Below are 25,980 nucleotides of genomic sequence, written 5' to 3' on the forward strand. Positions count from 1 at the left end.
ATTATCTCACAAACAATAACGACGATTTAAAAACTAAGATCTTCTGATTTGTTATTTTCAGATCTCTTATTCAGATAAAGAAGACTTTTTGAAATTTCTTCGTAATTAAAATTAAATAGGTATGGAATAGGATAGGCTTCACAACAAAATGTGAAGCCCATTTAGAACATAGTGATAATTGTCTATATACTCGATGATCGGTTACGTGTTCTTGGGGTCAGTTGTAAATTTATAGTTTCTAACAAAGTAATGCGTTCTTCTTGCTGTCGGATACGAACTAAAGCACTTGGGAGAGAGTCTATATTACTATCTAATTCTAAATCTCTATAGTGTTCTAAACTAGATTGTAAGGATGCTATACTTTCTTCTTTTTCCCTTACTAAAGCTTCTAGCTCATGAATCTGATCAAGATCCACATCACGCTGCTGACTTAGAGAATCCTGCAAATCAGAAATCTGTTGTTCTTTCTCCTGTAGCTCCTGATTGAATTTCTCTTGGTTTTGCAATAGAGTTTTTCGAATTGTTGTTAATTCATCGGCATGCAACGCCATTTGTTTAGTCATCTCATCTTCTAAAAATTGCAGGCGCTCTCGAACAGATTTTTCCTTAGACTCCATCTCTTGTTGATGGCTATTTTGAATCTGAGTACGTAGAGATGTTTGTCTTATCATTTCCGCGTAACATTCTTTGTCTTTCTCTTCTAAAAGATCAGCATGCTCTTTTCTTAATCTCTGAATTACACTTTCTAAGTTTACTATACGTTCACTCCTTTCCTGCAAAAGCGTCTGTTGCTCTTGAGATATAGAATCCCCTTGGAGTTGTTCTGATCCTTCTTGATTTTCTAACTGTAGAGAACGTAAAGTAATCAACTCCTTCTGCGCAGCGGTTAGCTGCGTTGTTAATTCAGCAACCCTGGCCTGTTCTATTAAAACTCTCCTAGAGATAACCTGCCCAAAAGCAGCACCTTGACAACAAAAATATGTTCCAACCGCAATAAGTATCAGCCCAGAAATAATTGCAAAGCTTAAAAGAATAGCGCTTAACAAGCCTAAATCAGCACCTAAAAATACGCATCCTGCAATGCTGGAAGTGATAACTAAAATTCCCGATACTATCGCAAGAGCATTGATAGCGGTATGAGAATATGTTCGGTCTACATTTGTAGATACAACCTGCCTCTCTGGTCTAGAAGACAAGTTCGTCTGCATACATTTCATAAAGAAAACCTATGATAAAATAGATAACTTGCATACGCTCATCTGTGTAAAATATGGATAATGTCAAGCGTTGGGGAAGAATGACAGCACAGAAAGTTCAAAAAATGGAAATTACGAATTTCTCTAATCCATAAATTTATTCTCATTCAATGCGTCTGAGTATTCATCATCGAGAATTCATCCCCCTGTGTAGACCTTGAAAAACATCGTTTGAAAATTGGAATAATTGTGCTTTGTTAAACTCTAACACGCTCGTTTATGATAAGTACTAATTTCTCCTTAATTATTTGTTTATATTGTAAGACATAAAATTATCGATCACTTAGGATTTATAGGATTTTCACTCGCATCCATAAATTCATCGCCATCAATTATTATTATGTCCTGAATTGTATTTTCCTCTAGGGTCATATCAATAATATCTAGGCTTGTTGTATTGAGATCTCTACGTATTCCTGCATTTCTTTCCGAGCCTTCTACAATTTGCATTCTCAGATTATGAATCTCGCGATCTTGTTGAGCAACCTGCTCTCTTAAACTAGAAACTTCTTTTTGCTGATTTCCTCTTTCATTCTCAAAATATTGAGATACCATGGTATCAACTTCTCCTCTGGTATACTGCTCAGAATTACCTAGAAACTCTCTTAAAAGCCCCTCACTATCCGAACTAGCTATACGACTCTCATAATATTGAGGACCTAAACGAGTCTCTATATTTTCAAACATCTTATGATAGAGGCCTAATGTAAGCTTAAGTCTACGATTTTCCTCTTGAAGACCTTGATCTCGACTTGATTCATGCCTCGATAACGTTTGTTCAATATGCTGTCTTGATTCATCTCCCACTTCTAAAAATGGAGTATTATCAAGGATTCCTCTACTTTTACCTACTTCTTCTAAACGTATTTGCAAAGCCCGTATGGTTCCCTGATTTGCTTCATGTGTACGCTGTAGTTCTCGTATTGAAATCTGCAATTCATTTTCCATCTGAGATAGCTGTTCAAGGTCTCTATTACGCAAACTTAGTTGGTTTTCCAAAGCACAAATACGCTCTTGAGAGTTTTCCTCTCTTTCTCTTAGTAAAATATTTACCTGCTCATAAGCAGAGGCTATCTTCTGAAAATCTAAAAGATTATGCATAGAACTAATCTGCTCAAGGATCGCTTCATAGGCATGTACAGATTGAATGTAATCCAGGCATCTTTCTCTTAATGTAATAAAACACTCTTGACATTCCTGGTTTATACTTCGATTACCCTCCATATTTACAAACTGACCTGACAATCTCTGATAATCTGCATCAGCACTCTCATATGCTTCTCTAGCAATACGCAAGCTAGTAATTGACTCGTCTCTTTGATTTATAAGATCTTGATAGGCAACACGCGCTTGAGCACATTCTGAAACCACATCTCTCAGATGTTGTTCTATTTTTTCTGCATTTTCACAGGATGTTGAAGAACGCTGAGGGAATCCTGAATCGTGGACATAAGGTCGCGCAATATTTTCTGAGATATGTTGGGATCGAGATACTAAAGCGCAACAAGTAAAACATCTCAAACTCGCACTGAAAAGCAAAACTCCAATGGCTACAGATAAACCAATGATTATGGTAGAGTACAACAAACCTAACTGTAATCCAAAAAGAACTACCGCAGCTATAGCTCCGGTGACAATCAATAAACTCGCTATTATTGATAAAATAGTCGCGACTAAACGAACTCGAGAATCAAGAAAATTACAACAACGATCATCAGAGTTCTCCGATTTCAAATAGAAACAGGGAGAAGCACACTTCATAAGAAAATCAATCCAAATTATAAACGGCTGAAATATAGTATTTTCTACTCTGTTTTATTTCAAGTTCTTATTAAGAATGGCACATTTAATTATTAGATGATTTTAACCTAAACCATTTAAAATCAAAAAAAAAGAAAAAGGAAAATTATATGAAAAAAATTATCCGAAGTGCAAAATCACCTATCTGGGATCGATACAAAAATACAAGCTAAGAAAAAAAAGACCTTTAGAAACACTTTTTGAGCAATTATCCCTTTTAAATTTAAAGGAATCTCTTACTCTTCATACATCTCCTTTTATTTTCAGCATTTGTCATTAAGACTATCTTTTGATTAGAATTATCTCCTTTATAACTTATAAGAATCCACTATCTACACCGCGTATTACCATAGATGCTCTCTCTTAATTTTAGGAGCAAATATAGTTAAACACGACATCTCATAAGCTTTGTTTATATCAATAACCTCACATCAAAGATTTGTAGAAACGCAGATCTATTCCCAATATGCGCTTATGACATTGCATTTGGTGATGAATTAATTCTTTTAGACTGAGACGCACTTTATGACACACATTCTTTCTAATGGTTTCCCCATTTACTCGATAAATGTCATTCCCCAAAAATCTTTAAAACAAACTCTACAAGTATATGCAAAAAGTATTCACATTCATGTCCTCTACACATTTATAAAAACTAACTTGTTGAAATACTCACAGACTACTAATACTCAAGAGTCTTGTAAAACTCTTTTTATTTCGATTCTAGCAGCAATTGTTAGCGCTATTCTCTTATTGTTTCTCTATCCCGTAAAACTCACAATCTTAGCAATTAGCTTGTGTTTAAAAGATCCTGCAATAACCACATTATCTCCTCTAGAAACCTTCGTAGACAAAATCAAGCATATAACAAATCAACAACTCTATATCGATTGCAATAATCTCAGTGTTATTCCAGAATCTTCTCCTTTCCTACAGTCCTTCTTAATTCCTGAAACTCGTCCTTGGGAATTATATAATCTAGAAAATGAGATATACTCATTATGTTCTACCTTACCTGAACCATGGAAAAAAATACTTAACTACGTCTATGCCAAACACCTTAAAAATCAGGGAACTTCTTCCAAACAAGAGATATCGTACGAGGGATCGCTATACTATACAGTCTTACAAAAGCTAACAATAGCATTGCAAGACCCAACCATTCCTAAAGATAAAAAACAACAACTCCTACACTATATTGGAACCTATGTAAACGCTTGCCCCCCTACTTGGATCGAAGTCATATTCAGAGAATTATCCGCGATCTATAACAAACAAGACACAAGCATTAATTACGTACTACTTTGCGTACAGATGTTTAAAGAAAACCTTTTACAATCCCTTGCTAATCGAGCTTCTGAAGAGTGGCACCACATATCAAGTTTCAAGCATTATCATGGACACGCTTTAGGTTTGAATATGGATTCTCTAGTGCGCATTCAATTCACCGGTTACCTAATCCTAAAAAAGCAAGCTCTCTATAATCGTGTTTATAAACGATTTCTTTCTAGCTATAGAGCTTCTATAAGGAACCTTATCGAATATATTCGTTATCAAATCACCGATTCCTCTCAGGAACTGAAGAATTCCCTATCGGGATATCTATGCGAAACAATGAGAAAATTAGAAGTTCCCGAACATGAAATTGCCTCGGTTTTATCTTCTTTATTTTATGATGAACAGTTTGAATTAAATACTAGGGGTGTTGTCTTTATTCTCCTCCAGCAAGGAATTCTAACCACGGAAGCGCAAACAACTATCGAAAAAATTACGCACAGGTTTCAGAGATTATTCCTTTAAAGATTCAACAAATATGTAAAGAAATTTTTATAATCTATGCAAAATAAAACTACTTAGCGGTAACTACATAGAAATAAAAAAGTTGCAAATAATCTTGTGTTCTTTTAAACTTTTTTAGCTTTTTTTAAAAGCCGCAAAAACAACCCTTTTAGGGAGAATTTTTGGCATATTTCTTATTTAGGTAAATTTTTATGTCACTGGAACACAATAATTTTCGTGCTGCTTTTGCACCGCCACCCGCCTCTGCATTACACGAAACTTCTTTTATAAAAACCGCAAATCAAAAGATTTCTTTTAGATCCATATTCAACGCATTAAGTACTAAACTTGGATCATGTCTTTGTTTAAATCCAGAATTCCGTTCAGGCGCGGGATGGGTTTTTACTTTTGTTTTGTCTGCCATTATCACAGTTCTCCTCTCTATTCTTCTTCTTCCGATAAAGTTAATCCTACTAGGATTAAGCTGCTGCCCCTGTATCTCTAGACCCACTGTAACAGGAGAAGAAATTCGCGTAATACCTCAATTGCCCCCACAAACACCTCCGCTAAGTAGACGGGGTTCTGATTCCGGTATTTCCGTAGGATTAGATCCAAGCAGATTTGCTCCCGAATCCTTCGCACCTATTCCCCCACAATCTCCAATACGTCGTCCCTCTGTAGAAGATCAAGTAAGCATCCCTAGTCAGTTCCCCGCTCCTTCGATTGGAATAGCACCTGAAGGCATTACACTTAGACAGTATCTACAAGCGAACTATCCTGAAAGAGACTTATCCGATATTACCCTAGAGAATTTAGGGGTTACTTTCCTACAAGCCGAGGATCTACCTCAGGGAATAGATATACTCAATCTTCCTGCCTCGATGTTTTTCCCAGAAGAGGCTCCGTCACCAGCTAGATCTCCTCAACCCTCAATTATTGCATCTCAACCAGCTTCTATTACTTCTCTAGCAGGAGATCAAACACTTCCTCAACAACAAGACATAGCAAGTCAACCAGCATCCCTGGTTGTTGATACATCCGCAGCCGCTGTTTCTCTTGGGCAAGAAGTTGATCAAGCCTTGACTACCCGAGATTTTTTAAACAGGGTTTATCCAAATACAGATCACAGAGTACTTATCCACGGAGCTCGTGTGAATGTAGGTCTTCAAGGTATTGCTGTAGGTGAAAGCGATGAAGATATTCTCAATCTCCCCGCACTTATTGCTTTTCCTGATTTAGTTGCTGGGCAACCCGCAAGACCTACATCATTAAATCTCTCTGACGAACCAAGATCCCTTGCTTCTCCGCCGCAAGTAGAACCTGCACCTCCTCCTCCTACTGCAGAAGAAGTAATGTCCCCGAATGATCCTAGATATATGTTTCTACAAAACAACTTCCCAGAAATATCTCCCGAATACTATAACCAACATGTCAATCTACTTGCTTCGTTAGCTGGAATAGAGATAGAAAATTTTGATCTTCTTCAATTGCCTCTAGAGGTATTTATTGCAACACCAGCTCCTGCACCTGACTACGAGCCTATTTCTATACAAGAAGCTCAAGGAAGATTCGGAGATCTCTCTACTGAAGAGTACACGAGAAGAAATGATGAGTTTATCCGTAATCTTATAGAAAATTCACCAAGACGTTGGACCTTCTTAAATAGATTAAGAAATAACATCACCGAGGCAACACCAAGTTTAACCTTGCGTAGAGAATGGTTCACAATGTTAGACGTAATATCTAAAAAAACGAATCCAGAAATTGCAGATCAGCAAATACAAGATCGTGCTCGCGCGTGTCTGTTCAAAATTAACTCTATCTTGAAGAATACTAACGTCTCTAGTGAGAGAAAAGAAGAGATTTTAAAATATATAGCTTCTTATCAAAATGATTCTCCAACTATGTGGATAGAGGCAATGCAGCAAGAATTAGCATTACAACGTAGTCTTGATCCAGAGACAGTTGCTATAATTGAAGATTCTGCAGGTGCAGGTGCAGGTGCAGCCGCAAGTATCGCACCAATCACTCAACTTTTCCCTCCATTTAATCCTCAGGCAACTGCTCAAGAAGTACAAGGATACTCACAACTGTTAAGAAACTCATTATCTCGTCCTGTGTTTTCAAATATGGATAATATCCACCTGGCCCCTACTAATGATGAGTATTTAGAATCATTAATGAGAGATGTTCCTAGTAGTTGGACACCAATCCGTGATCCATTGGAAAATTGTATTGCACAAATCACATCAAACAGAACTACACGCAATCAATGGACAGAAATCTTACGGCTCTTATCAAATGGAAGGCAGAGATCTGTTCACTCAGAAGAAGCTCAAGCTCTCGCACGAGCGACCATGTTCCAATTGCTTAAACTCTTAAATGATCCGGCTATACCTACTGATAAAAAATTATCAATTATCAATAACGTCGCCTCTTATAGTGACAGATGTCCTCCTACATGGGTAAGAGCTGCAGGTCAAGAGCTACAAGCTATGTTTAACTCTAATGACACTTCAACAAACACTGTATTTACTTGGACACAAGTCTTCAAAGAAAACCTTCTCTCAGAGGTCTTTAGAGACCGAAGTGAATGGCACATGATGACAGCCTTTAAGCAAAATCATGGTGGTGAGTTAGGTTTGGATAATGCAGGTATCATTTTAGATGAATACACACTAGCATTAGCAGGCAGGCAATATGCAAATACGCATCAAAACTACCTGCGTACATTCCGCAACAGATACAGAGGTAGCGGTAATGCCATTGTAGATTCTGCTTTAGAACAAGCTCTTGGAGGATCTGAAGATCAAATTCAATCTCTTAGGGATATTGTCCTCGCTGACTTAACAACCGCAGGCATTCCTGAAGAACATCGTGCGGATATTATGATGGAAGTCTTCTTCCCTGAAGAAAATGACTATAAACCATCTAGAGAGGCAATTGTCTACCTTCTCTTAAAAGAAGGAATTATTACTCAAAACAATAACCAATAAACCTTCAACCACCTGTATCTATCTCCCACCGATGCTGAGGCGACATAATATCTAATTATGTCGCCTTAGTCTTTTGTGTCTCAAACACAAAATGATTCTATTCCTTACTGGAATCTTCTCTCCTACTGAGAACCATCTTAATTTTCAGACTCTATAGCTAAAGTTAATATAAAAAACTATACTACAATAACTTAATAAAAAGAACTTTTGAATTAGAATCAAACCTTTATAATGATAGAATATTAAAATAATAGATTGATTGAACCCTTAGAGAGTCCACTGACAATGAGCGTCTCCCTTAATCCAAATAATTTTTATCCACCAACATCTCCTGATTCCCCAACTTCCTCATGTTATAAGCATATCACTACTCTCATAAAACAGATTAACCGTTACTCTCTGTTCTCCAAACTTTTTCGAGAAATAGGCTCTACTTTAAGACTGCAACATCCAAAATCTTGTCTAGATCATCTACTTATCGCTCTAGTGTGCATTGTTTCCCTTCTTCTTTCTCTTGTGCTTTACATTCTACTCCTCCCTATTAAACTATTCACCTCAGCAATTTCTTGTGTCCATCAAAGGAAAACTGATGAAATCCCTCTTCTTCCAGAAACTCAAAAAGTTTTCAAACCCCTAACAGAAACTGAAGAAGCATTTCTTGCAGAGGTAAAAAGAGCAATACTCCAAAAAGTATCTGGAGGATTTGAAATCAATATGTCACCAGAAGTCTTACGTCTAGTCCCCTCACCTTCAGCATTTTTAAACTCATTAGCAAAAACATCCTACTCAAAGAAGTTATGCGATTATAAAAAACTCAGAAGACTGATTAAAAACTTAAATTGTTGGAATTCTGGTTGGGAGATTATTATGAATTACCTTACTTCCTTATTAAAAGAAGATCAATCCCATCCTGATACTCAAACATTTCCCATCATGATGTATCATCTGACCTTAGCCCTAGAAGACCCTCAAATTTCTCAAGAAAATAAAAGCACAATCCTTAAAGAAATTTCCTCCTATGCAAATACATGTAAACCCACTTGGGCAGAGACCATTTTCAGATCTATTAACAATCTTTACAACACACGAAACTCTGGAAGAGAGCAGATACTATTATGGTCACAAATGTTTAAAGAACATTTGCTTTCTCAACAACAACTCGTTGCTCACGAAGAAGAATGGCATCAAATTAATGGTTTAAAACGTCTGTGTGGTGAACAACTCGGTTTAATCACTGATCATTTAAATGAGAATCTCTCACCTCTCACCTTACGCCAAACTTCAACTCTGCCTCAAAATATAGTAAAATATACAGAGCTCAAGAACAGCTTTATGCAAGCTTACAGAAGATCGTACGCTGATTTGATAAAATATATCCATAATGCCTTCTTAACATCAGAAGCTGAAATACAAGCACGTATTTATAATTTCCTAATCGAAGAAGTTGCAAATGTCATCAATCTGCCTGAAACGGCAGCACATATCGATTTAGTAGTAGATTGCTTCTATGATGATAATTATGAACTCAAACCAGAAGGAATTACCTATCTCCTCTACATTATGGGTATTATAGTTTCCAAAACAAACACTTAGAGTTTTAAACTGTAAAAAAAGGCGTTATGTAAGATACACAACGCCTTTTTAATCTTCGAACGTATTCAACACTTCTTAGAAGATCAAACGTATACCACCATTTAAATCATAAGATACCGTATGTTCTCTCCACTCATAGGTAAACCCTAAGAAAGTAGAGAAATAGGAATTCCATTCGGTATCATTACTAAATTGCGCTTTCATAGATTTTCTAGATAGATCTGAGCCAGTCCCCTCCCAAGAATAAGAAGCTGCTGGCAAATTGATAAGAACCGCAGGAGCCTGACGATAGACATCAAGAGCATAAGAAAAACTTAAGCTATTCACTTCAGAACGCTGTCCTCGAGAATAACTATGCTCCAAAGTGATACCAAAAGGAATTGCTACGTTCTGCAAATGTCCTTCAGCAAAGGTTCTGGCTTCACTACCCATCTCTGTAAATGTCGGAAGATCAATGTAGACATATTCAGCTTCTACAAAAGGTACAACTGCAGAAACAATCGATGAAATAAATCTACGTGAATTCACGATATGACGATAATCCACATGAGCATCTGCTAAAATTCCCCTACTATTCCAAGATCCTTTAGATCTACCTATGTTTGGTGTAGGATATGTTGTATTCAAATCGTTATGCATATCACTGTAGATAAACATCCCTTTAAATAACCAAGAACCTGCAAAGATACCTACATATCCAGAACCTAAGTAACCACTTTGATCACTGCGCGATGAATATGACTGGCTATCTGTATAACCAAAGAACTGTGCGAAACTTCCTCCTATTAAGAAATCTTCTATCAACTGTGTATCCAAACCTAAGGCATAGCCACCCGCACGGTGAGTAAAGCCATCTATTTTAGCAATTGTTGCACAGTTGGAGAATGTTCCCATTCCAGATCCCCAAATATTCGTCGAGAAATCTAACTCCATTCTTTGTGCAGTAATATTATGAGCTAATTGCTGTTGTTTTAAAGCTCTCAAATCTCCGTATTGTCCCCATAAAGTATTCAATACAATGGACCCATCCTTTTCAGGATTTAACTTATAACTGGTTGGCTTCCAGTTGATCATTAATTTACCGTTAATGACTTGAGGATCAGACCATTTGCCTATATGTCCGTAAGTGTCTTCTGTAATTGTGGGTACGGAAACTTTAACATGTAGCTCTTCCAAAGAACGATCCAAATCAGGAACATCTGAAACTGCAGAAGCACTTCTAAACGAAAGTAAAGTGATATCAGCCTCTTTATTCAATAAAGCGTGATTTTCATAACCAATACCTGCAGAATCCACGAGATTCAAATCTAAAGATCCTGAACCAATTGTCGTTCCCTTGGGAACGATAATTTGAGGTGGTTGAGGAGTTATTTCATCGTCACTAGCAACAAAAGAAGCTAAATCTACACCAAGAACACTAATATCTGCCAAGGTCTTCTCATCAGGATTTCTACCAGAATCATAAGCACTATAGTAAGATATTGCAGAAGGAATATCAGGTTTTTCTGTAGGTTTAGCATTAGGATCGAAAATACGTAATACAGTTCCTGCTGAAAGCAAGATCTCGCTACCTCTTTCTTGCTTCAAACCACATAGCCATAACTGAGCCTTATCGGATAAGATAAGGGTTCCTGACTCCAATAAAGCTACTTGAGGGATTTTAGATGTTGCGTAAGCAAAGCGAATATTTCCAGAATGAGAAACTTCTGAATCATCTTTAGCTTTAGAGTTAAGTATCAGCGTCGGATTATTTAAAATATCCTCATCATGTGCTGAGCTTTTTCTCAAAGTTAGATCTTCGAAAATAATAGCATCTGCGAAATTGACGGTATTCTCTCCAGCAGCAGATACTTCAACTAGTTTCGATTCTTTACCTGAAAAGTAAAGTCCATTAGAAACATCTTCTGAATTTCTATTTCCTTGGAAAACAATATCCCCTCCCAAGGCTTCTAAAATTACTGTTCCCTTTTCACTAATATGTACAGCACCGCCTGCAGGGGCATAATTATTGTAAAAAGCTACAGAACCCGCATTTTTATTGATGACTAAATCCTGAGTGTAGATAGCACCACCACCGAAAAAATTATGCTCAGGATGTTTTGAAGCTGTTGTACTATTTCCTGAAAAGATTACATCTCCAATGTTTTCTGTAATGACGACTTTAGTATTATTACTCACTACTTTAGAAGCAAAAGGCTCTTGATATTCTGGGGTTAAAGAACCTGTTAAAATCGCACCACCAAAACATCCCGAGGAATTCCCAGAGAAAAGCACCTTATTTTCATTTTCACGAATTATTACAGAAGTTTTAGCAAAAACAGCACCACCACCACTATGATGTCCTGCAGCATTAATTTGTCCTTCTTCAAGATTATCTACATAGGGATCTCCAAAAACTAGGTTATCTTTAAATTCCACCTTGCCAAGGTTTTTAGAGATCAAAACATCACCCTCAGCACTGGCAATGGCTCCACCAGCACTCACAGTCCTATTACCAATAAATGATACCGAAGATTCATTATTTTTAATGCTTAAGGTGTCTCCTAAAGCACAAACAGCGCCTCCGAGGAATTTTGAATAGTTACGGATAAATTGAACTTTTCCGTTATCAGAGATAGTTACTATTTTAGACAAGATAGCCCCGCCACTACTATTCTCACCAGAGACGTGGTTATTAGTGAATGCAAGTTCTGTGTTATTTTGCAAACTAACTCTATCTACTCCAAATAAAGCACCACCACCTAAGGGTTGTTCTTTTTGTGTTTTACTATCCCTAATTTCCATGAAATTATCTGAGAAAGATAAAGCGGCAGCATTATCTTCAATCTCTATATGCTTAGCAAAAATAGCGCCTCCACCACGAATTCCTAAATCTACGGGTGAAGATTCTAACGGCACACTTGAAGTATTTTCTTCTTCAGAACTCGCAGGGACTATAGGAAGAGGAAGAATTTTGCCTTTATTGTAAGAGAATGTAATTGCTCCAGAGTTATCTGTAATCTTAACACTCTCATCAGCAAAAATAGCGCCTCCACCAATATATGTACTATCGGATTCACATTGACCTGCGGTATTCTTAGAAAATGTAATATCCCCAATATTTCCTGAGATTAAAACATTCGACCCGTACAGAGCTCCTCCACCAACATGACTGTGGGTCTCCTGAGATTCCAATAAATTCTCATTGGACTCAAAATTTATAGCCCCTGAATTATCTATAATCCTAATATCTCCTGGTCCATATGGAGGCTCTTCAGAATTTGTATAGGATTTCCCAGAAAGTAAGCAATGAATAGCACCTCCACCGAACTTAGAAGTATTCCCTTCAAAAGTAATATTTCCAAAATTCTGACCGATCTCTACTTGATTTTGAGAACTGATCGCTCCACCTGTAATTTCAGCAGAGTTTTCCTTGAACCAAGAATTTCCAACGTTTTCTACTATCCTTATATTTCTAGATAAAAAAGCTCCACCAGAAGACTTAGAAGTATTTTTGAAACAATGGATTCCTCCATTGTTTAAAAAACTAATCCTCTCCCCAGAAGCTAAAGCTCCTCCACCTAAAAAGGTGGAATCTTGAGGAGAAATTAAAGCATGATTATCTAAAAACTCTATGGATCCTATATTTCCAACAAAATCCATTGATTTGAGAGAAGATACTGCTCCTCCGGATAGGGCATGATTCCCAACGTAGTGCACATCTCCACGATTTACAGAACAAACAAAATTGCTACAAGCTATAGCTCCACCGTTCGCTTTATCTGCATGGTTACCATCTATCAAAAGACTTCCAGAATTATCCAAGAAAATAATTTCTCCGCTGGAAAATCTAGATTTATGAGATTCACCATGTACCTTATGAGCATTAAAAGCTCCTCCACCTTTGGAAAAATCCGTAATCTCTCCAGAATATATAAGATCCAAATCTGTATCGCAGCTAACTATAGTAACATCATGACAACCGTTCACAGCAATACTGCGGCCTGAAACAGCACCACCACCAGCTTGAGATTCACAACCATCAAAAAGGAGTCTTTCTTTAAGATGTTCAAAAACAACATCTTCATCAGAGTATACTGCAGCTCCTGCGCCTATAGATTTTAAATTAGCAAAAGATAACCCTGACTTAGGTCCAGTCCCTACAAAAGCAATACCTAAAAATCCAGGAGTAGTTTCATCTGCAGGATAACCTGATGGATTTCTATAGCAAAAGGCTAAGCCTTGCTTAGGATCATCTACACTATATTTTCGATTTATTTGAGGGCCTTCACCTTCAACAGTGGAAATATTTTCAGAGCCTTTAGGCAACTTTGTATCTACGTTCTTCCATGATAAAAGCTCCAACGTCTCGAATAGAGTACTTACGTCTACTAAATGTTGTCCCTGATCTGCTTCTGCACCTAAAATCTTAGTAACACATGAGGAGGCACCATTTATAACTGAAGTTTCCACATGTACTTCTGCTTCTTTATTTTCCTTCTTGGGCTCTTGTGTGTCTGAAGATTTCTCTTTTTTAAAAATACCCGCTGAAGTCGTTTCTAATTGTGTTTTTAAAGGAGGGTTATTGAGAAATACCTCTGAAGCTGGTTCATAACCATATAATCTGTGATTATTAGAGATCATCCCAGTGGAAACTAATATTGCTAAAACTACGGAATGGGAAAATGTAGATTTTGGAAATCTTGATACCTTTTTTGCGACCATCGTAAACCTAATTCAGAGATGTTTCAGTATTCGTTTTCAAAAGGTTTATCACTATCAATACGATCCCGTCAATAGAGAAAGATAGTAAGTAGACAAACTTAAAGACTAAGATAGGCTAGATAAAATCTGCTCACAAACACGTGCCCGAGCTAAATCTATAGATCCAGAAATTCCATTAAATAAAGACCTTCCACATGCTTTCCCATGACACTTTATTACAAGTTTAGAAAGCCCACACACCATTGAGCCAGGATAAATTGTATAATCTAACTGCCGTTTCACATCAGACTCTAATTTATCACCTAAAATATGACGCAGGAAATCAAAAACACCCTCTGCTGTTTTCAAGAAGATGTTTCCTGTGAATCCATCAGAAACAACAACATCCACACTACCACTAAAGACGTCCCCACTTTCAATATTACCCAAAAAAGCGTCTTGAAAAGTGTCTCTAAGAATACGAAATGTTTGTCGATGGGCTTCTGTCCCTTTACGCTCTTCAGAACCAATGTTTAACAAACCTATAGTAGGACACTCTATCTTTCCAAGACATTGTCTATAGGCTAAACCCATGCGAGCAAAACCTAACATCTCGTCTGGATTCACAGAAACATTAGCACCGACATCCAATATGACTGCACAACCACGCATAGTGGGCACGCGAACAAGTAAAGCTGGACGACGAACGGTGGGAAATACAGGGATTTTAGCTCGAGATAAGGTAATCAATGCCGCAGTATTTCCCGTAGAAATAAATGCATCTATTTTACCTTCTTTAAGATAATCTAAACCTAGAGCCATGGATGAAGATTTTTTACGAATAGCGGATAACGGAGAATCATCCATAGTAATAAAGCTTTCCGAAGCAATGATCTCGGGACATTCTTTATGTGTATAATTATTGAGTATCTGCTCCTTTACCTCATCAGAGGCAAAAGCAGTAAAAGAAATGCGCGAGTTCGAAGCTCGAGAATTGAGTACATCGATTAGCACTTCCCAAATAATGAGAGGAGAGTGATCTCCTCCCATCAGATCTATGCCAATTTGCACGTTCATAATACAAATATACTGTTATTTCTTTTCTACAGTCATAACGGCTTTCCCATTATAAAAACCACAAGAAGTACAAATCGTATGAGGAATAAAAGCTTGCTTGCAGTTGTTGCAGACAGCCGCGTGACGAGCTTTTTTCGCATGATGACTTCTTCGGATATTTTTTCGCGCATTGCTATGTCGATTGCGTGGTACTGCCATATCTCTCACCTTCTATAAATTGTCAAAAGGGGTTTCCCCTTTGATTCTTTTTCTATCTTCTAAAAATTGTACGATATTTACTCTTTCAGGACAGCCATCTTTCTTGCATTCTTGAAAATGATCGCTCTCTAAGAGAAGTTCTTGTCTAATTAAATCTTTACAATCAAATACACCTGATTTGACATCTTCGTGACAAATCAAATGTGAAATTTCTATTGAATCTACAGAGTATAAAAATTTTTTATCACAAATACAACAATCCAATCCTAATTGTGTAGATACACTTAAGGACAATATCCATTGCTCATTGTCTATCTTTTCTAAACTTCCCGAAACTTCGATAGGAGTAGAGAAAAGTTCCTCTTCACCTGACTCACGAATATTCTCTGGGTTTAAAGAATATCTTATTACCTCTTTTTCCCCAGGAAACTTTAGTCGGCAAATATATAATTTTAAATCATCAATGTTTCCCATAAGAAAATCTCAAAGCTATAGTCAAAGCTGCTGTGAGTTTGAAGACAAGAGTTTACCAAACAAGATAATTATAGAAAACAAAGACATACTTTAAATCTATTGAGACAATAAATAAAACTATCATTTTTAATTTAAAAGAATCAATAAACCATTTCTGTAGAATTTTTTACCTATTTTTTTTATAATTTCTTCCGCAGTCAGTAGACAAATATCTGGGAAGTTTAGGACCGCTTCTACAAACAAACCTATTCCCGAATCGTATCCGAGCAATAGCAGGAAAGACGGATTAGGCATCAAGGAAGACCATGGAAAACGACATCTTATTAAATATAGAGTCTAAAGAAATTCGCTACGCTCATCTAAAAAACGGTCAGCTTTTTGATCTCATCATTGAAAGAAAAAAAATTCGTCAACTCAAAGGCAACATCTATCGAGGTCGCGTAACTAATATCTTAAGAAATATTCAATCTGCTTTCATTAATATTGATGAAAGAGAAAATGGCTTCATTCACATTTCAGATGTATTAGAGAATTCTAAAAAGTTTGAACAAATGTTCGATATGGATTTCGATGTTCTCCCCAAAGAAAACAGTGAAAAACCCGAAGCCCCCATAGAAGAGTTATTAAAATTAGACAGTCCTGTATTAGTTCAAGTAGTTAAAGAACCTATAGGAACTAAGGGTGCACGTTTAACTTCAAATATTTCTATTCCTGGACGCTATTTAGTTCTACTGCCCAATTCTCCTCATCGTGGTGTGTCTAGAAAAATCGAAGATCCCCATATGAGAGATCAGTTAAAACAACTTATTCGTTCTTTTGAAATGCCTCAGGATATGGGTCTGATTTGTCGAACAGCCAGCGTACTTGCTTCTACTGATGCATTAATAAATGAAGCTCACGACCTACTTACAACTTGGAAAAGCATCTTAGAAAAATTTCACTCCACAGATCAACCTTGTCTACTTTATGAAGAGACCGATATCTTAAAAAAAGCTGTGATCACCTGCATAGATAAGAATTATAAACGCCTACTAATTGATGATTATTCTACCTATCAAAAGTGTAAGCGGATGCTGAAAAAATATTCCCCAGACTCAGCTGTAAAGATTGAATACTATCGTGATTCAATTCCTATGTTTGAGCGATTCAATATCGAAAAAGAAATTGATAAAGCAACAAAGCGAAAGATTTGGCTCTCCAGCGGTGGTTACCTATTTTTCGATAAAACAGAAGCAATGCATACTATTGATGTAAATTCTGGGAGAAGCACACAATTAGAAAGCGGCGTTGAAGAGACATTGGTTCAAATCAACCTGGAAGCGGCTGAAGAGATCGCTAGACAACTCCGCCTACGCAATGTTGGTGGTTTGGTTATTATTGATTTCATAGATATGAAATCACGTAAAAATCAGCGTCGTGTTTTAGAGCGTCTAAAAGAACATATGAAGTATGATGCTGCACGATGCACTATTTTAAGTATGAGCGAATTCGGTCTCGTAGAAATGACCCGTCAAAGGAATCGCGAATCTCTAATGCAAACACTATTTACAACATGTCCTTACTGTAGTGGTAATGCAATTATCAAAACTCCGGAAAGTGTAGTTATTGAAATTGAAAGAGATCTCAAAAAAGTGATCAACCATAAAGAATATACTCACCTATGTTTAGTTGTTCACCCAGAAATTGCTGGTTATATGAAACAGGAAAAAGACGATGATGAACTCATTCGCCTGGCTAAACACTTGAAAGCTAAACTACAAATTAATACTTCAGACTCGCTTCATCTCAATCATTACCAATTCTTCTCATTAGTTACGGGAGAGAGTATTGAGTTATAGGCATGGTTATGCATTTTTCTACATATTTACTACAGGCCTTTGGCAATCAATCCCTGCCCGAGCCTTTGTATCAAAAGTTTCAGATATATCATCAAAACTACCTTGATGCAGCGACAAAAAAATGTTCTTTGGAAAAAGCAGAGGAACTATGTCTACAATGGCTGAAGATTGTGATTGAAGATCTGAAAGATCCTTTCATCTTCCCCCCTTACCATAAGAAAATTCGCTCCCCGATAGATTTATTTAATTTTGGTAAGCAATTCTTCTCAGTCCTTGTAGATGATGAGAATTCCAAAATTTATAACCTTCATCAACTAGATCATATTCAAGAATTTATAGATCACAAAGATAACGTTATTTTACTTGCAAACCATCAAACAGAATGTGATCCCCAGTTGATGTACTACGCTTTAGGGAAAACCCATCCCAAGCTAGTGGAAAATATGATTTTCGTAGCAGGAGATCGTGTAACTTCCGATCCCCTAGCACGTCCATTCAGTATGGGCTGTGATTTATTATGTATCTATTCAAGACGTCATATTAATAATCCTCCAGAACAAAAAGAAGAGAAGCTACATCATAATCAAAAGAGTATGAAAACATTGAAAACTCTACTTAATGAAGGGGGTAAGTTTATTTATGTAGCTCCAGCAGGAGGTAGAGATAGAAAAACATATGAAAATCTTCTTTATCCCGCAGAATTTCAACCAGAAAGTATAGAGATGTTTCGTTTATTAACGAAGGCATCGGGAAGACCTGCTCATTTCTATCCATTCGCATTAAAAACTTATGACATTCTCCCACCCCCACCAACAGTAGAAGATGCTATTGGAGAATATCGAGCTATTTTCTTTGCTCCCCTTTTCTTCAGTTTTGGAGAGGAGATTTTACTAGAACATCTATGCTCAGAAGAAGAACTTTCAGAATGTGATAAGCATAGTCAACGAGCACTAAGATCAAAAAAAGCATTTTCCATTTTAACACAACTATATGAGGAATTATAAGAATGAAGTGGAAAGCACTGTCTGTTACTTTACTGCTATCTCTACTAGTAACATCATGCAAGCAACACACCCGGACAATCCCCGATCAGTGCCCCCTAAAAGTTCTTACCCCATCTATAGCAAATCAAAAAACTGCCAAGGTCATCTGTGCAAATGGCCTCCAATTGCTAATAATTTCTAATCCAGGGATCTCAACTTCAGGAGCAGCTCTAGCAGTAAAAACAGGAAATTCCTCAGATCCTAAAGAATTCCCTGGATTAGCACATTTAACAGAACATTGCGTCTTTTTAGGAAATGAGAAATATCCAAATAGCGATGGGTTTTCTCATTTTTTAAGTAATAATAACGGTACGTACAACGCTTATACAAGCTCTTATACAACAAGCTATCTATTCTCTATAAAGAACTCAGCATTTTCTGAAGCTATTGATCAATTTGTCCACTTATTTATTCAACCTCTTTTCGATCAGGAAGACATTGACAGGGAGAAAAATGCTGTACACCAAGAATTCGCTATGCATCCGAATAAAGATCTTCGTCGTGTACATCGTATTCAACAACTTATTGCCCCTAAAGGCCATCCTATTCAAAGATTCGGCTGCGGAAATGCCTCTACTTTAGCACAAGTAAGATCCCAGGATATGCACGCGTGGTTTGATCAGCATTACCACCCTGACAATATGATTGCTGTTGTCCACACAACAGAACCCATGGAAAAGGCTATAAAAGTTTTCCCAAAAATCTTTTCTAAGATTCCTTCTAAGAAAAATAATCTTCATAAAAAAGCGTTCTCTCCCTCTGAAGAAGGTCTCTCATCAGGAAAACTTTATATTAATTCTGCTGTAGAGCCTACAGCAAGTATAAAGATTTACTGGCATCTCTATAACACATCTCAAGCTCCTCTCGGTTGTTATGCGGCCCTTGCTTATGTGTTAAATCACGAAGCAACAGGCAGTCTCGTCTCTTTATTAAAAGAAGAAAAACTTATTACAGAGTTTGATTCTGGATTTTACAAAACTTCAGAAAGCACAGGAAATTTCACTATCTACTACCAGCTCACTGAAAAAGGTGAAAAAGAATACTCAAAGGTATTACTCCATACCTTTAAATACCTACATCAAATCCAAAAACAAGGAATTCCTGAATATTGTTTAAAAGATATTTCTACAATCAACGCCCTAGAATACTGTTACAGCTCAAAAACAGATCTCTTTAGAACTCTTCAAGAACAAATCACAGATCTTATAGACGAGGATTTAACTACTTACCCATACCAATCACTTGTTTATCCACAATACTCTATCGAAGAAGAACAAGATATCCTAATGATTCTTTCTGATCCCTATCGAGCCCGTTATGTGTTATCAACAAAAAATCCTGAAAATTGGCAAAATGCAACGAAGCATTATGACAGTATTTTTAAAATGGATTATTATGAAAAATCCCTACCAGATTTAGAATCCTACAAACAAGCTTCCGTACAAGAGCGCATGGCTCTACCCCAACCGAATATCTATATTCCAAAAAATATTGAAGTTTCAGACGTATCTAAAATAGATAGCAAGGAATTCCCTTTCAAACCTCAGCTAGCCTATGAAGATACTGGTCTTACCTTCTACTATTGTGAAGATCATTTCTATACAATGCCCAAGCTCGCTATAAATTTACGCATGCGTTCCCCTAATATCTCTAGGAAAGACATCCGTTCATTAATAGCTACAGATCTATGCTCCCTAGCCATTAATGAAAATCTTCTTAAGCGGTACTATCTAGCAGCTCAAGCTGGTCTTTTCTTCTCAACCTCTTTACGTGGAGATGGGTTGAATTTAGAAATCACTGGATACAATGCGACAGCACCTATCCTATTAAAATCTATTTTATCTTCCCTAAAACCTTCTATAAATCAAGAGAGATTCGATATATATAAGCAACAACTTATGGAAACCTATCAAAGAAAAATCTCAGAATGCCCTATAAGAGCAGGTATGGATAGGCTTTGGTCTTATACCCTAAACGATGTCTACTCCTATCATGATAAATTGGCCGCACTTCAAACTATGGATTTTGAAGAAGTAGAAAATTTTTCAAAAATCATATTTGAACAACTGCATGTTGAGACTATGGCTCTTGGGCCTCCCTCAAAGAAGCAAGAACAAGAATTAGTAGCCATCATCAAAGACTTCGTTTCCTCCTATCCTACTTATGAAGCAGATTCTTTCTATTATCAAAGACAAGACAAAGAAATCTCAAATATAAAAATAGATTACCCTCTATCTGGGAATGCTATGCTGTTAGTTCTTCAGGATCAACACTCCTCTTCTATTGAGCATATTGTTGCTACAGAAATGATGTTTAAATGGTTACATCACATAGCCTTTGCTCATTTACGAACAGAACAACAATTAGGTTATGTCATAGGAGCGTGCTATCACGAACCTTTATTGTGTCCTTCAGGCCTATTTTATATCCGTTCTAATGCCTACACACCTCAAGAGCTTGTAATAAAAACAAAAACATTCATTGAAGAAGTTGCTTTATCTCCAGAGAAATTTGGAATGTCTGAGCAATATTTTTCTGATTTAAAGGATGCTTATATAAAAAATATCACTGACCCTACATATTCCTTAGAGTCTATGGGATCAGCTTTATTTTCCCTAGCTTTTGAAAAACCTTCTGTCCAATTCTCCCTTCCTAATGAAAAGATTATTGCTGCTAAAGCTATGGATTACGCGACTTTCAAAACTTATTGCCAAGAATTTCTTAATCAAAAATTAGGATCTGAAATTCCTGTATATATCCATGGGAAAGATCATTAGGTTTTTCCTATCTAAAGAAACAATAAATGAATTCAGGAATATCTCTGAGAAACCAAAATGTCATCAGAGATATTATCGATGGTCCTAAAGCAAATAAGAATAACCATCCTAACGATAATGATGAAGATGGGAACGACGGCCTTAAAATGAGATAGCCTACAATATTTGGCATATTCGAAATAATTGTAAGCCCTCCTGCAGACATACATCCAGCTATAACGAGATATAGGAAACAATCTGTAGCCACAGGAAGGTTATGAACAAGATAATTCACCAAAGCATTATCTAAGAATATAGACAGAGTATATGAAGTAATCATATAACCAAAATCTGACATTCTATGCATCAGCTCTAAAACCCACCACTCTTGAAGTTCTCCAAAAATCACAAGACCCGCATAAAATAGCCCTACAAAGCAAACTTTCGAGATATTGATTGCATGCTGATAGAAAATCGTAAATTTCTGAAACCCTAAATAAAATATTAAAATAGCGGCCATTAATAATGGTACGGATCTAGCTAGGATCACAGAGCCAACAAGAACAATATGAACAAAAATAATCCATTTCGGGACTCGTTCATTCATCATAGAAGGATTGGTCACTACCTTAGGAAAATTATTAAATTCCTTTCTGAAAATAAGATAGTAAATAGTTGTCGACAATAAGATAGAAATCACAGATTTCCAACAGAAATATTTTAAAATGAAGCTATTCCCCCATTTCACAGAGGGGAGAATAATAAATAAAGCTCTAGAAGATAGTGCGGATGTTAATCCTCCCATAGAGATATTAGAAAATAGTAATCCCATTGTTGCGTAAGCAAAACGTGGGGACGGAGAAAACTTATAAAAATTCCTAACAAGCAACGTCGCAGCAATAATCATAGCCCCTGTTTCTTTAAGAAGCACTGCGGATAGCGGTGAGGCTATCATTAGAGTCCACCACCAACATCGCGGAGATTGTCGACCTATTTTTGCAATATTTGAAAAAATGCGTTCTGAGAAATAGACAATAGGTCGCGATTCAAGAAGAATGAGCATGATAACAATAAAGAGAGAGAACACGTAATTTCTGCTATTGAAATAACTCATAGTCACTCTATAGCCCTCAGAATAGAGAAACCATAGAAACAGAGGAGCTGCCCAGAGCACGAAAACTAGCTCTACCCTACTTATCAATCGATAGAATTCACTTAGCCAAAGATATTTCTTCCATCTTTCAGGAAATACCATTTTCTTATGCTGATATAATTGACACTGACTGAACAGCCAAGGCGTAAGAAACGTATGTAATATCGAAAAGAAAAAAAGTAGAGCCGCTCCTGTCTTCAAGGATGAAGAATATTGAGGTAAAATCATAAACAACCTAGGAGACGCTAATTCTTATAATTAGCAATAGAGATATTTTGAGTAAAAATAAAGACTCAAAAACCTTTTCCTGAAAGCAAGGTAAACAATTGAGAATTTTCTCTCTATTGGGAATAGAATGTAGGAAAGAAATTGTAAAAAATTTTTTATTTCTATAAGTAAAAGAAAGAGATGAGGGTCTAACTATGTCGCATACAATTACATTATTGACTACCGATAACAATACTGACGAGATTGAAAAAGCTCTTCAACGCATTACCGCTGCTTCTTCGTGTGTTCTTAGGTCTTCACCTGAGCAGGAAAACGCTGATCAGCCATATGAAGTTTGCCAAGCTGAAAGTGCCCTTTCTGTAGAAGCAAGTAAGATAGCTTCCGTTGCCGAAGGCACCTTATTATCTTGTTGCTGTAAATAAACTATTGGGATTCAGAAACCATTCACCGCTGTATTTGCGCAGGCTATTTACAAGCAAACCATGACTATCTTGAATAATAGTGTGGATAGCTTTGGCTACAGAAGGATCTGTTTCCATTTCTCTGGGATAGCTTACAAACAAAGTTGCCCCAGCTCCAGACATACTGACATGAGCATGAAAAGGACTCCACATCCTTTTTAGCATTTGTTTTTTCTCTTCGAGATCTTTACGAAAACGAAATACGGACTTCTCTAAATCATTTTCTCTCGTGTACAAAGCTATATCTTCTTTCCTGGGGGAAAAATCATCAGGGTAGACATAAGAAAAAGCATCTTTAGTAAGTACTCCTTGATCAGAAAAATATAATACATATCTCTCTTCACAATTGTAATCGTCATAGGAGAGAATCTCTTCACCACAACCTACGCCTATAGCAGATCCTGATGAAAAAAATAGAGGTACATCCATACCTATCTTTTTCCCCAATTCTTGAAGTATTCCGTCAGATAATTGTGTCTGGAAATGCTTATTTAAAGCATAAAGTGCTGTTGCAGCATTGCTACTACCACCACCCACACCAGCTCCTATAGGAATACGCTTATGCAATTTCCAGGCTACAGGATCATTTACCTGAGTGTAGTTTCTAAAAATCTGAAGACTTTTCCATATGAGGTTCTGTGGATTATTTAATTCCGGTAGATTACAAATAAGAGTATCTTCATTGCTACTCTCTAAATGCAGGTTATCTCCGAAATCAATAACTTGATATTGCGTAGTTATCTCATGGAAACCACGAGAAGTCTTGTCGTGAAGCTTTAAAAAAAGATTTAGCTTTGCTGGAGAAAAAAGATCCATAAAACTGCTTTTTTTATAGGTGAGAAGTATTCTCCCCTCACCTTACATGCTTAGTTTGATTCTTCAGCAGCTGTCTCTTCTTGAGCTGGCTGTTGGTTAAGAACAGCGACATATGAACTTTCAGAAGACACTTCAACAAATAAAGTCGCAGTAACATCTTCTTTAAGTTTCAAAGGCACACTTTTCTTCCCGAGATTCTTAATTGCATAATGAGAATGTGGGAAATTCTTACGTGTAAGAATGATATTTTTCTTAGCTGCCTCATCAATAATATCACTAATTGTGACAGAACCATACATGTTGTTATCTGGGTCTACGCGAACCTGAAACTCAAGAGTAACATCTCTGAGGGCTTCTGCTAATTTCTCAGACTCTGCTCTATCTTCTGCAGCACGTAGTAACCGTTCCTCTTTTAGCTTCGCCTGCAATCGCAAGGTTCCGGCTCCGGCTATAACGGCTTTTCTTTTAGGCATAAGATAGTTACGGATATATCCAGGACGTGCAGTTACGATATCGCCACTACGGCCTAAACCATCAACATCCTCGAGTAAAAGTAGTTGTTGTTTCATGTTGTCTCTCTTCCTCTAAATTAATCTTCTGCTACAAAAGGTAGTAACCCTATATGACGTGCTCTCTTAATAGCTAGGGTAAGGGTACCTTGGAAGCGGGAAGAGACACCTGTAATTCTTCTAGGTAAGATCTTACCTCTTTCCGTAATAAATTTTTTTAAAGTTTCCGTATCTTTATAATCGATTGTTTTCCAACCTGCGGAAACAAAAGGGCATTTTTTATTAAAACGCTTCCTTCTGTGTTCATTATTATGAACAGGCTTATTCATGTTTTCTCCTTAAAAAATTATTCTGGTAATGACGCGAACTCTAAAACTTCTTTAACCGCATCAGTTTTAAGGGTTAAGAATCTGAGAAGATCTTCATTAAGGTGATATTCTTTCCATAATTCGGCTATTACTCCAGGAACTACTGTAAAGTAGATAAGATAGTAGTAACCTTCTCTAGCCCCACGAATAGTATACGCTAATTTTTTGCGTCCTTGATCATGAATTTTTAGAATTTCACCACCATAATTTGTGATACCTGAAGTTACCTTCTCCAAAGCTTTGCGTCTAGCTTCCTCACTCAGAGTAACGCTAAATACATATGCCCCTTCGTAAAGTTGGGCTCTTTTTTCTTTCATTAAAAACTCCTAAACATAGCTAGAGTAGTTTATTCCCCTAAGATATCCTAGTCCATAAAAATTACTTATTAGGATCTCTTAAGCAGTTTGAGTCCCAGAACACCATTGAGAAAATAACGCACTGGCCTCGATAAATAAAGATTGTATTCCAATCTGCTCTTCTTCAGTAAACTGTCCGAGAACGAAGTCTGACAACTCCATATCTTCTCTTTGAGGTCGACCTATACCTAAACGCATTTGCCAGTAATCATTCGAACCTAAGCTTTGCGTGATACTTCTTACACCCTTGTGACCACCACCGCCTGCATTCTGACGGAGACGCACGTGACCGAAAGGTTGATTGACGTCATCGGCAAGAACCAAAATATGGTCCGTGGCAATATTGTAATATTCCTTAACTGCTGAAACAGCCTTACCGCTTAGGTTAACATAAGTTTTAGGCTTAATAAAAACCATGGGGCCTTTAGGCGATTCCACTTTGGCAATATCAGAAAATAATTTATGAGCTTCTTTAAATTGAGCTCCTGAAAATCCTTGAAGCAGCTTGTCCGCAAAGAGGAACCCTATATTATGCCGCGTCCATGTATATTGACGCCCCGGATTCCCTATAGCAACAATCAGCATCGTCATAATTA

At 36.9% G+C, this 25,980-nt stretch carries 19 protein-coding genes; 7 read left to right on the forward strand and 12 right to left on the reverse strand.

Features of this window, described 5'->3' with window-relative positions; translation table 11 throughout:
• Positions 1–182: 182 nt before the first annotated feature.
• Both H9Q19_RS01305 and H9Q19_RS01310 read right to left on the reverse strand, forming a co-directional pair.
• Positions 183–1,217, reverse strand: coding sequence for an IncA family protein (locus tag H9Q19_RS01305; RefSeq protein WP_213241487.1), 1,035 nt, complete (start codon positions 1,215–1,217; stop codon positions 183–185).
• Between the two features lie 318 nt (positions 1,218–1,535).
• Positions 1,536–3,017, reverse strand: a complete 1,482-nt coding sequence (locus H9Q19_RS01310; RefSeq protein ID WP_213241489.1) for a coiled-coil domain-containing protein — start codon at positions 3,015–3,017, stop codon at positions 1,536–1,538.
• 564 nt (positions 3,018–3,581) lie between these two features.
• Between H9Q19_RS01310 and H9Q19_RS01315 the strand changes: the two genes are divergently transcribed.
• The 3 genes from H9Q19_RS01315 (at position 3,582) to H9Q19_RS01325 (ending at position 9,424) form a co-directional block, all read left to right on the forward strand.
• Positions 3,582–4,856, forward strand: coding sequence for a DUF1548 domain-containing protein (locus tag H9Q19_RS01315; RefSeq protein WP_213241491.1), 1,275 nt, complete (start codon positions 3,582–3,584; stop codon positions 4,854–4,856).
• A gap of 191 nt (positions 4,857–5,047) precedes the next feature.
• Positions 5,048–7,831: a DUF1539 domain-containing protein gene (locus H9Q19_RS01320; RefSeq protein ID WP_213241494.1), complete on the forward strand. Its 2,784-nt coding sequence runs from the start codon at positions 5,048–5,050 to the stop codon at positions 7,829–7,831.
• Between the two features lie 285 nt (positions 7,832–8,116).
• The gene (locus tag H9Q19_RS01325; protein ID WP_213241496.1) at positions 8,117–9,424 is read left to right on the forward strand and encodes a DUF1548 domain-containing protein; all 1,308 of its coding nucleotides are present in this window, start codon (positions 8,117–8,119) and stop codon (positions 9,422–9,424) included.
• A 75-nt stretch (positions 9,425–9,499) separates the two neighbouring features.
• On the opposite strand, the gene H9Q19_RS01330 is transcribed toward H9Q19_RS01325, so the two are convergent.
• From H9Q19_RS01330 to H9Q19_RS01345, 4 genes are all read right to left on the reverse strand, one after another.
• Positions 9,500–14,128 (reverse strand): autotransporter domain-containing protein, encoded by a 4,629-nt coding sequence (locus H9Q19_RS01330; protein ID WP_213241498.1) that lies wholly within the window; start codon positions 14,126–14,128, stop codon positions 9,500–9,502.
• Positions 14,129–14,233: 105 nt separating this feature from the next.
• The gene (plsX, locus tag H9Q19_RS01335) at positions 14,234–15,184 is read right to left on the reverse strand and encodes a phosphate acyltransferase PlsX (RefSeq protein WP_213241500.1); all 951 of its coding nucleotides are present in this window, start codon (positions 15,182–15,184) and stop codon (positions 14,234–14,236) included.
• Between the two features lie 15 nt (positions 15,185–15,199).
• Positions 15,200–15,382, reverse strand: a complete 183-nt coding sequence (rpmF, locus tag H9Q19_RS01340) for a 50S ribosomal protein L32 (protein WP_011006763.1) — start codon at positions 15,380–15,382, stop codon at positions 15,200–15,202.
• 12 nt (positions 15,383–15,394) lie between these two features.
• Positions 15,395–15,856 (reverse strand): DUF177 domain-containing protein, encoded by a 462-nt coding sequence (locus H9Q19_RS01345; protein ID WP_213241503.1) that lies wholly within the window; start codon positions 15,854–15,856, stop codon positions 15,395–15,397.
• A 305-nt stretch (positions 15,857–16,161) separates the two neighbouring features.
• Between H9Q19_RS01345 and H9Q19_RS01350 the strand changes: the two genes are divergently transcribed.
• Genes H9Q19_RS01350 through H9Q19_RS01360 form a run of 3 tightly spaced genes read left to right on the forward strand, consistent with a single transcriptional unit; the run spans position 16,162 to position 21,514 of the window.
• Positions 16,162–17,694, forward strand: a complete 1,533-nt coding sequence (locus tag H9Q19_RS01350; protein ID WP_213241505.1) for an Rne/Rng family ribonuclease — start codon at positions 16,162–16,164, stop codon at positions 17,692–17,694.
• An 8-nt stretch (positions 17,695–17,702) separates the two neighbouring features.
• Positions 17,703–18,698 carry a 1-acyl-sn-glycerol-3-phosphate acyltransferase gene (locus H9Q19_RS01355; RefSeq protein ID WP_213241507.1) on the forward strand — a complete coding sequence of 332 codons (996 nt, stop codon included), beginning with the start codon at positions 17,703–17,705 and terminating at the stop codon, positions 18,696–18,698.
• A gap of 2 nt (positions 18,699–18,700) precedes the next feature.
• Positions 18,701–21,514, forward strand: coding sequence for an insulinase family protein (locus tag H9Q19_RS01360; protein ID WP_213241509.1), 2,814 nt, complete (start codon positions 18,701–18,703; stop codon positions 21,512–21,514).
• A gap of 7 nt (positions 21,515–21,521) precedes the next feature.
• Here the strand turns inward: H9Q19_RS01360 and H9Q19_RS01365 are convergent, their stop codons facing one another.
• Positions 21,522–22,874 carry a putative Na+/H+ antiporter gene (locus H9Q19_RS01365; RefSeq protein ID WP_213241511.1) on the reverse strand — a complete coding sequence of 451 codons (1,353 nt, stop codon included), beginning with the start codon at positions 22,872–22,874 and terminating at the stop codon, positions 21,522–21,524.
• Positions 22,875–23,068: 194 nt separating this feature from the next.
• Between H9Q19_RS01365 and rbp7 the strand changes: the two genes are divergently transcribed.
• Positions 23,069–23,296 carry a reticulate body protein Rbp-7 gene (rbp7, locus tag H9Q19_RS01370; protein ID WP_213241513.1) on the forward strand — a complete coding sequence of 76 codons (228 nt, stop codon included), beginning with the start codon at positions 23,069–23,071 and terminating at the stop codon, positions 23,294–23,296.
• Here rbp7 and ispE read toward each other — a convergent pair.
• From ispE to pth, 5 genes are all read right to left on the reverse strand, one after another.
• On the reverse strand, positions 23,276–24,151 hold the full coding sequence (gene ispE / locus H9Q19_RS01375; protein ID WP_213241515.1) for a 4-(cytidine 5'-diphospho)-2-C-methyl-D-erythritol kinase: 876 nt from the start codon (positions 24,149–24,151) through the stop codon (positions 23,276–23,278). The genes rbp7 and ispE overlap by 21 nt on opposite strands.
• Before the next feature lie 50 nt (positions 24,152–24,201).
• Entirely contained in the window at positions 24,202–24,720 is a 519-nt protein-coding gene (gene rplI / locus H9Q19_RS01380; protein WP_213241516.1) for a 50S ribosomal protein L9, read from the reverse strand.
• 20 nt (positions 24,721–24,740) lie between these two features.
• Positions 24,741–24,989, reverse strand: coding sequence for a 30S ribosomal protein S18 (gene rpsR, locus H9Q19_RS01385; protein ID WP_011006772.1), 249 nt, complete (start codon positions 24,987–24,989; stop codon positions 24,741–24,743).
• Between the two features lie 17 nt (positions 24,990–25,006).
• Positions 25,007–25,345 carry a 30S ribosomal protein S6 gene (rpsF, locus tag H9Q19_RS01390; protein WP_117274566.1) on the reverse strand — a complete coding sequence of 113 codons (339 nt, stop codon included), beginning with the start codon at positions 25,343–25,345 and terminating at the stop codon, positions 25,007–25,009.
• Positions 25,346–25,423: 78 nt separating this feature from the next.
• Positions 25,424–25,975, reverse strand: coding sequence for an aminoacyl-tRNA hydrolase (gene pth, locus H9Q19_RS01395; protein WP_213241518.1), 552 nt, complete (start codon positions 25,973–25,975; stop codon positions 25,424–25,426).
• Positions 25,976–25,980: the final 5 nt, after the last annotated feature.

This window comes from Chlamydia crocodili (assembly GCF_018343815.1).
Taxonomy (GTDB): Bacteria; Chlamydiota; Chlamydiia; order Chlamydiales; family Chlamydiaceae; genus Chlamydia; species Chlamydia crocodili.